At 76.4% G+C, this 8,254-nt stretch carries 5 protein-coding genes; 4 read left to right on the top strand and 1 reads right to left on the bottom strand.

Annotated elements, in window-relative coordinates; translation table 11 throughout:
- Nucleotides 1-107: 107 nt before the first annotated feature.
- Complete coding sequence (locus ACFRMQ_RS27980) at nt 108-317, bottom strand: hypothetical protein (RefSeq protein ID WP_380733431.1); 210 nt, start codon at nt 315-317, stop codon at nt 108-110.
- Nucleotides 318-460: 143 nt separating this feature from the next.
- Between ACFRMQ_RS27980 and ACFRMQ_RS27975 the strand changes: the two genes are divergently transcribed.
- The 4 genes from ACFRMQ_RS27975 to ACFRMQ_RS27960 form a co-directional block, all read left to right on the top strand.
- A complete protein-coding gene (locus tag ACFRMQ_RS27975; RefSeq protein ID WP_380733429.1) occupies nt 461-1,603 on the top strand; it encodes a PP2C family protein-serine/threonine phosphatase in 1,143 nt (380 codons plus the stop codon).
- 388 nt (nt 1,604-1,991) lie between these two features.
- Entirely contained in the window at nt 1,992-3,311 is a 1,320-nt protein-coding gene (locus ACFRMQ_RS27970) for an MFS transporter (RefSeq protein ID WP_380733428.1), read from the top strand.
- Nucleotides 3,312-3,491: 180 nt separating this feature from the next.
- Nucleotides 3,492-4,805: a non-ribosomal peptide synthetase gene (locus tag ACFRMQ_RS27965; protein ID WP_380733427.1), complete on the top strand. Its 1,314-nt coding sequence runs from the start codon at nt 3,492-3,494 to the stop codon at nt 4,803-4,805.
- A 327-nt stretch (nt 4,806-5,132) separates the two neighbouring features.
- Nucleotides 5,133-8,254: amino acid adenylation domain-containing protein (locus ACFRMQ_RS27960; protein ID WP_380733426.1), on the top strand; the 3,122-nt coding region annotated here is incomplete at its 3' end.

Below are 8,254 nucleotides of genomic sequence, written 5' to 3'. Positions count from 1 at the left end.
CGCGCCCCCCCCCCGGCCCCCCCCCCCGCGCCGGCCCCGCCCCCCCCCCCCGCGGGCCCCCCCCCCCCCCCCGCGCGGGGGGGGGGGGGCGGGCCCGGGGGGCCGCCCTACGGGTGCCGGGTGTCCAGCGACCGGGTGAGGGGGGAGTGCAACAGCTCGGCCCGGGCGCGGTCCGGGATCGCGCCGAGCTCCAGCCATCCGCCGCGCGGGTCGTCGTCGCCGGGGCTGACGTGGGAGCCCTGGTGGATCCTCGGGGCGGCGGCGGCGTCGCCGTGGCCGTCGTCGGCGAGGTGCGGCCAGGTGGCGAACATGGACATCGGGTCCTTCTCGGCGAGGAGCGACGGGGCGGCGGAATCCCATGAGCGGGCCCCGGCCGCCGTCGTGCGGGTTTCGGCAGCCCGTGGCTACGATCGGAAGAGGTCCTTCCGGATGGTGGTGGAGACGGGAAGCCAGGTCGCCGATGGCCCCGAGGTCCGAGCAGTGGCCGCCGTACGTGCGGGCCGCGCCGTGGTTGCTGACCGTCGGCGGGCTGGTGTGGAACTCGCTGGACCCGGCCGACTACTGGGGCGATCCGATGCTGGCGGCCGCCGCCGTGCTGGCGGGGGCGCTGCTGTCGCTGCGGGACACCGTGGCGGTGGCGGTGGCCAATGTGCTGGGCATCCTGCTGCTGTCCGCCCGGGACGGGTCGATCGGGACCGGGGCCGGGTACCTGGAACTGGCGAACACGGCGTTCGCGGCGCTGCTCGGGATCGGGGTGAACCGGGTGGTGGCCCGGCACGGGCGGCGGCTGGAACGGGTGCGGTCGGTGGCCGAGGCGGCGCAGCGGGCGGTGCTGCCCGAGCCGCCCGCCCGGGTCGGGAGGCTCTCGGTCGCGGCCGACTACCGGGCCGCCCAGGACGAGGCACTGATCGGCGGGGACGCGTACGCGCTGCAGGTCACCCCGTACGGCGTGCGCGGGCTGATCGCCGACGTCCGGGGCAAGGGACTGCACGCCGTCGGGGCGGTCTCCGTGCTGCTGGGTGCTTTCCGGGAGGGCTCCCACCGGGCACCGGACCTGGCCGCGCTCGCGGACGCGCTGGAGGACTCGCTGCTGCGGGAGATCGAGCGGATGAGCGAGGAACTGCGGCTGGAGGGGTTCATCACCGCACTGCTGGTGGAGTTCCCACCGGGGGAGGGGAGCGTGCGCACGCTCGACTGCGGGCACCCCGGTCCCTACCTGCTGGGCCCGTACCCGCAGGGCGTGGACGGCGTGGACGGCGTGGACGGCGGGCCCGCGGTGCGCCGGCTGGACGCGGCGGACCCGGGGCTTCCGCTGGGGATGGGCGGTCTGGGGGTGGCGCGCCCGCTGCCGGAGAGCCGCCCGTTCCCGGCCGGGAGCACCCTCCTGCTGGTGACCGACGGGGTGACCGAGGCCCGGGACGCGGCGGGGGAGTTCTACGACCCGGTGCTCGGGCTGGCCCCGCTGGGGCCGTTCGCCGGGCCGGGGGAGGTGCTGGAGGCGCTGGTGGCGGACGTCGAGCGGTGGACCGGCGGGCCCCGGGACGACGACATGGCGGTGCTCGCGATCACCCGCACGGCCGACGGCGAGCGGTTGAACGACTGACGACCGACGACTTGCGGTTCGCGGGTCGCGGTCGCGGAACCGTTCCACGGCTCGCTGCGGTCACGCCGGTATCACGATGAGGTGACGACAGGGCCGTGCTCCACGGAATCCGGCCAAGTTGATGGTCATCGTCCGGTGGCTGGAAAGACGGCGTCCGAATAGCGGACGGTGATCTGGACCGGGCGGGGTCGGGGGCGTGCGGGGCGTCCGGCGGTGGGTGCCACCTCGGGCGACGGGAGGTGCGCGTGGGGCGCCGGCTCCGCGAGCGGCCGCGAGCGGCGCGTGGGGGCGGCCGCGGGGAGTGGCGGGATTCGGCCGACCTGCGGTCCGTCCGGAAAGCGGGCCCGATGCTTGCTCCGTGTCGAAGAGGTGACCGAGAGTCGCACTGATGAACGAGAAGCCTCGCCCCCGCCAGGCCCGTCTGCTCGGCCACCGCGACTTCCGGCTCCTGCTGACCGGAGCCGCGGCGGCTCAGACGGGCAGTCAGGTCACCCTGGTCGCCCTCCCCTTGGTCGCCGTGATGGTGCTGGACGCCACGCCGTTCCAGGTCGGTCTGCTGACCGCCGCCGAAACCGTCGCCTTCCTGCTCGTCGGCCTGCCGGCGGGCGCCTGGCTGGACCGGATGCGCAAGCTGCCGGTGCTGATCCGGGCCGACATCGTGCGCTGCCTCGCCGTGGGATCGATCCCGCCGGCCGCCGCGTTCGGGGTGCTGACCATGCCGCAGCTCTACGTGGTGGGGCTGGTCACCGGGGTGGCGACGGTGTTCTTCGACGTCGCCCACCAGTCCTTCCTGCCCGCCGTCCTGCCGCGCGAGCAACTGGTCGCCGGGAACGGGGCGCTGGAGACGGTCCGCTCCTCGGCGCAGATCGCCGGTCCGGGTCTCGGCGGCGCGCTGGTCCAGCTGCTCGGGGCGCCGCTCGCCATCGTGGCCGACGCCTGCGGCTACCTCGCCTCCGCCCTGCTGCTGGTCCGGATCAAGGTCGAGGAACAGCGGCCGGAACCGGACCCGGGGCGCTCACTGCGCACCGAGATCGGCGAGGGCGTGCGGTTCGTGCTCGGCCACCCGCTGCTGCGGGCGATCGCGACCGCCACCGCCACGTCCAACCTGTTCTCCGCCGTGCTGACCGCCGTGCAGACGGTGTTCTGGGTGCGGGTGCTCGACCTGTCGCCCGGCGCGATCGGTGCGCTGCTGTCGGTCTCCGCCGTCGGCGGGCTGGCGGGCGCCCTGTGCGCCGGGTGGATCGCCCGGTGGCTCGGGCAGGCCCGGATGATCTGGCTGTCCACGGTGGTGACGGCGCCGTTCGCGGTGCTGTGGCCGCTGGCCGGCGAGGGCGCGGGTGTGGTGCTGTTCGGCCTGGCCTCCGGCGTGGTGCTGTTCGGCGCGGTGGTCTACAACGTCGGCCAGGTCAGCTTCCGGCAGGGACTCTGCCCGCCGGAACTGCTCGGCCGGATGAACGCCACCATGCGCTTCCTGGTCTGGGGCACCCTGCCGATCGGCGCCCTGGTCGGCGGCGCGGTCGCGGACGCGGCCGGGCCGCGGGCCGCGCTCTGGCTCTGTGCCGCCGGGTTCCTGCTGGTGCCGCTGCCGCTGCTGCTGTCGCCGCTGCGGCGGATGCGCGAGCTGCCGGGCCCCGACGGTACGGCCGGGCACGGCACCGGTGTGGAAGCCGCCGAGGAGGGGAGCGCCGCGAGCCCCAGCGCGTCCTGAGCGCCGCCGACCGCGCCACCAGCACGACCGAACCGCCCGAGCCACCGGATCAGCCCGAACCGCCCGAACCGCCCGAGCCACCGGATCAGCCCGAACCGCCCGAGCCACCGGATCAGCCCGAACCGCCGCAGAACCAGCTGACCGATCCCCGAGCCGCGACCGGAAACCGGAGACGTTCCCGTGCACGCCAGCATCACCGCCGCCTACCTCGCCCGGTACCGCTCCGCCGCCGCCGACTCCCCGGTGGACCTGCTCCCGCTGACCGGCGCCCAGCGGCGGTTCCTGATCGCCCGCCGACTCGCGCCGCAGCACCGCTCCGACGTCGTCCCGTTGTTCTTCACCTACCCGCGCGGCACCCTCGACCTGGACCGGCTCGCCCGCGCCGCGGTCGCGGTGGCCGCCCACCACCCGGCGCTGTGCGGTGGCTTCGCGACCGTGCGCGGCACACCCGTGCTGCGCACCGGCGGCCCTTCGGCCGAGGCGGCGCGGATCGCCGTCGCGCCCGGCGGCACCGCCCGCGCCGCGCTGCGCGAAGCCCTGCTGGACTGGCCCGCCGGCGGGCCCGCGCTGCGCCTGCTGGTGGCCGCGGACCCGGGCGGGGACGAGGAACTGCTCGTCGTCGCACTGGACCACGCGGCCTGCGACGAGCAGTCGCTCGGCGTGCTCACCGCCGAGCTCGGCGCGGCGTACGAGCGGGACGAACCGCCGGCGGCCGGGCCCACCTCCCAGGAGCTGGCCGACTACCGGCAGGCCGTCGAGTCGCAGCTCGCCGCCGAGGACGCGGCCGCAGGCCCAGCCGCGCAGGCCCACTGGGGCCGCCGACTGGGCGCCCTGACCGGGGCCGGCGGCGGCACGGCCACTGCCACCGGCATGCTCGGCGAACGGCTGCCCGCCGCCGAGGGCGCCGCCCGCCGGGCCGTCTTCCCGGCCCTGCTGGACGCGGTCGGATCGGCCGCGCACCGGCTGTACCGGGCGGAGGAGTCCACCCGGCCGGAGGCCGGGGGAGGGGCGCTCGCGCTCGGCTACCCGTGGGGCGGGCGGGCGGAGAGCGCGCCCGGCGTACTCGGCTGCTTCCTCAACACCCTGGTGCACCCCGCCACCGCGGGCCCGGCCGCGGACCTGGACGTCCTCGCGGACGCCTGGTGGGACGACCTGGACCAGGCCGGAACCCCCTTCGACGAGGTGGTCCGCGCCGCCCGCGCCGCCGGATCCCCGTGGTCGGGCGGCCTGGACGCCCTGCTCACCCTGGAGGACCTGCACCGCCGACCGCCCCTGGCGCTCGGTGGCGTCGACGGCCGGGAGACCCATCTGGCCGGCCGCCCGCTGGCCGCGCCGCTGGCCGTCTCCGCCTCGCACGGCGACGACCTGCTGATCAGGCTGGCCTGGGACCGCGACCGCTTCCCCGAAACCGAGGCGCGGGCCGCCTTCGGCGAACTCCTCGCCGTGCTGGGACACCACCTGCACGCCCGGCCGGACCCGGGCCGTGTCTCATGATTCCCGCCGGGCGCGAATGACGGGACACGGCCCGGCCGCGCGGGCCTGAGAGCGCCGCCGGGCGCAGGTACCGAACCTGCCCCCCCGCACGCCCGAACCCGTGGGCCCCGAACTCCCCACGACGGATCCGGCACACGGATCCACCACGCCCGTCCGCGCCCGTCCGCGCCTATCCACGCCCGTCCGGCACGCCGCCCGGACAGGCCTCCGAGCCCCGGTCCGTGCCTCACCCCGGCACGGCCCGGCCCACCGGCCGATGCGGCACCACCCCATGCCCGCACCTGGCCGGCGAAGTGACGACCAGCCCACCACACAAGGGAGTTGACCATGTTCGCCCTCTCTCCGTCACAGGAGATCGTCTGGCTGCACGAACAGCTTCAGCCGGGTAGCCGCGCCTACAACTTCACCGCCGTCCTCGACCTGTGGGGCACCCTCGACCGGGACGCGCTGCGCACCGCCCTGGCCGCCGTGCTGGCCCACCACCCCGGGCTGCGGCTGGAGTTGGTCCCCAGGCCGGAGGGCCTGCCCGGCCAGCGGGTCGTCGAGGACTGCGAACCGGAGCTGCGCCACAGCGACTTCGGCGCCGAGCGGGACCCGGAGGCCGCCTTCCGCCGGCTGCTCGCCGCCGAGGCGGCGGAGCCGCTGGACACCGGGCGGGCGCCGGTGCTGCGCTGGCACCTCGTCCGGCTCGCCGAGGACCACCACCGGCTGATCCACGTCGAGCACCACCTCGTCCACGACGGCCACTCCTTCGCGATCCTGCTGCGCGACCTGTTCACCGTCTACCGCGCCACCGTCCTCGGCGAGCCGTACCAGCTGCCCACCGCCCCCTCGTACGAGGAGCACGCCCGCTCCGCCGCCGACCTCCCCCGGGACCGCGCGCTCGACTTCTGGACCAGGGAACTGGCCGACGCGCCGCGCGAGATCACGCTGCCCGGACTGGCCCGGCCGGGCGCCGAGCGCCGCCACCGGGGCGGTCAGCTGCGCCAGTCGATCGGCGCCGACCTCGCCGAGCGGCTGCGCGAGCGCAGCAAGGCGGACGGCCACACCCCGTTCAGCACCCTGCTCGCCCTGCTCGCCGAACTGCTGCGCCGGCACGGCGGCCACCGCGAGCTCGTCATCGGCACCGCCGTCGGCAACCGCCCGGAGGGCTTCGAGGGCACCGTCGGCATGTTCGTCAACACCGTCCCGCTGCGCCTGCGGCTCGACCCGGCGGCCCCCGGCACCGAGGCCGTGGACGAGGCGACCGACGTCCTGCTGCGCGCGCTGCCGTACCAGGACCTGCCGGTCCAGGAGTTGACCCGCAGGCTCGGGCTGCACACCACCGGCGCCGACAACCCGCTGTTCAACGTGATGTTCAGCGCGCACGACGCGGCGCTGCCCGATGTCCAGGCCCCCGGACTGGAGGTCTCGCTGTACGAGGGCTTCAACACCGGTACCACCCGCTTCGACCTCGACCTGGTGCTGCTGCCGGACGACCGCCGGGTGGTCGGCGAGAAGCACGGCGCCGCCGGGATGACCCTGGTCTGGGACTACGACGCCGACCTCTACCGCGAGTCCGAGGCCGTGCTGCTGTCCGAGCGGCTGCTGGAGCTGTTGCGCTGCTACCTGGACCGTCCGCAGGCACCGATCGCCGCACTCGCCCCCACCCCCGTTCCCGCCCTTGCGCCCGAGGCAGAGGCGGAGGCAGAGGCTCTGGGGGTCGCCGCCGCCGTGCTGGACCCGGCCGCCGCCCACGACCCCGCCTCGCTCGCCCTGCTGGCGGGAACCGAGAAGATCGGCTACGGCGAACTGAACCGCCGCGTGGACGAGTTGGTCGAGCGGCTGCGCTCCGCCGGGGTCGTCCCCGGACAGCCGGTGGCCACCGTGCTGCCGCGCGGCACGGACGGCGTGGTCGCCCTGCTGGCCTGCCTGCGGTACGGCGCCGTGTACGCGCCGCTGTCCACCGAGGACCCGGCGGCCCGGCTCGGTCTGCTGTTGGAGCGGCTGAACCCGGCGCTCGTCCTGGCCACCCGGCAGAGCGCGCTGGCGCTGCCCGCCGAGGGCGTCACCCCCGCGCTGCTGGACGGTCCGGCCTTCCCCAAGGCCGAGCCCGCCGCCGTGCTGGACGGCGGCGCGTACGTGATCCACACCTCCGGCTCCACCGGCGTGCCCAAGCCCGTGCTGGTCGGCCGCGAGGCCCTCGCCGGGTACGTCGCCGCGATCGCCGCCCGCTACGGACTCGGCCCCGCCGACCGGGTGCTGATGTTCGCCCGGCCGTCCTTCGACGTGGCGCTGGAGGAGGTGCTGCCCGCCCTCGCGGCCGGCGCCGCCCTGGTCGTGCCGCAGCGCGAGGTGCCCACCGGGCCGGAGCTGGTGGCCGTGCTGGCCGCCCGCGGCGTCACCGTCGCCAACCTGCCGACCAGCTACCTGCTCGCCGTCCGCGAGGACCTGCGCGAGGCGCTGGACGACGGCCGCTGGACGCCCCGGCTGCTGGTGCTCGGCGGCGAGCGGCTGCCCGCCCGGGCGCTGGCCGGCCTGGCCGGGGCCACCACCGTGCTGAACGCCTACGGCGTCACCGAGGCCACCGTCACCTCCACCGTCCACGAGGTCGCCCCCGCCGATGTCGCCGAGGACGGCGAGATCCCGCTCGGCACCGAACTGGACGGCGTGCGCATCCACGTCCTGGACGACACCCTGCACCCGCTGGCGCCCGGCTGCGTCGGCGAACTCGTCGTCGCGGGCGACCTGCTGGCCGAGGGCTACCCGGGCCTGCCGGAGCAGACCGAGGCCCGCTTCGTGACCGTGCCCGCGCTCGGCGGCGCCCGCGTCTACCGCACCGGCGACCGCGGCTACCGCGACCTGGACGGGCGGCTGCGCTTCCTCGGCCGTGCCGACAACCAGGTCAAGCTGCGCGGCCACCGGATCGAGCTGGAGGAGATCGAGGCCGCCGCGTCCGCCGAACTCGGCGGCCGCTCCTGCGCGGTGCTGCTGCACACCGACCCGCGGACGGGCCCCCGCCTGGTCGGTTTCCTGGAGGGTGCCGACCGTCCCGACCGGGCCGCGCTGCACGAGGCGCTCGCCCGCCGGCTGCCCGGCGGGCTCGTCCCGGCGAGCTGGACGGCCGTCGCCGCGATGCCCACCCTGCCCGGCGGCAAGCCCGACCGGGCCGCCCTCGCCCGCCTGGCCGCGCAGGCCGCGGAGGCTGCGGAGGCCGCGGAGGCGGACGGGACGCGGGAGAGCGCGCCGAGCCGGTTCACCGACCCCGGCCAGCGGTTGATCGCCGCCGCCTGGCGCGAGGTGCTCGGCCACGACCGCTTCGCCGCGGACTCGCACTTCTTCGAGGTCGGCGGCCACTCGCTGCTCGCCGCCCAGCTGGCCGCCTACCTGGAACCCCACCTCGGCAGCCGCCCGCCGCTGCGCATCCTGTTCCGCCACTCCGTGCTGGCCGACCAGGCCCGCGCCCTCAC

Origin of the sequence: Kitasatospora sp. NPDC056783, from assembly GCF_042789895.1 — a bacterium.
In the GTDB taxonomy this organism is placed as follows: Bacteria; Actinomycetota; Actinomycetes; order Streptomycetales; family Streptomycetaceae; genus Kitasatospora.
Note: the sequence above shows the minus strand (reverse complement) of the source record. Positions and strands in the feature narration are given on the sequence as shown.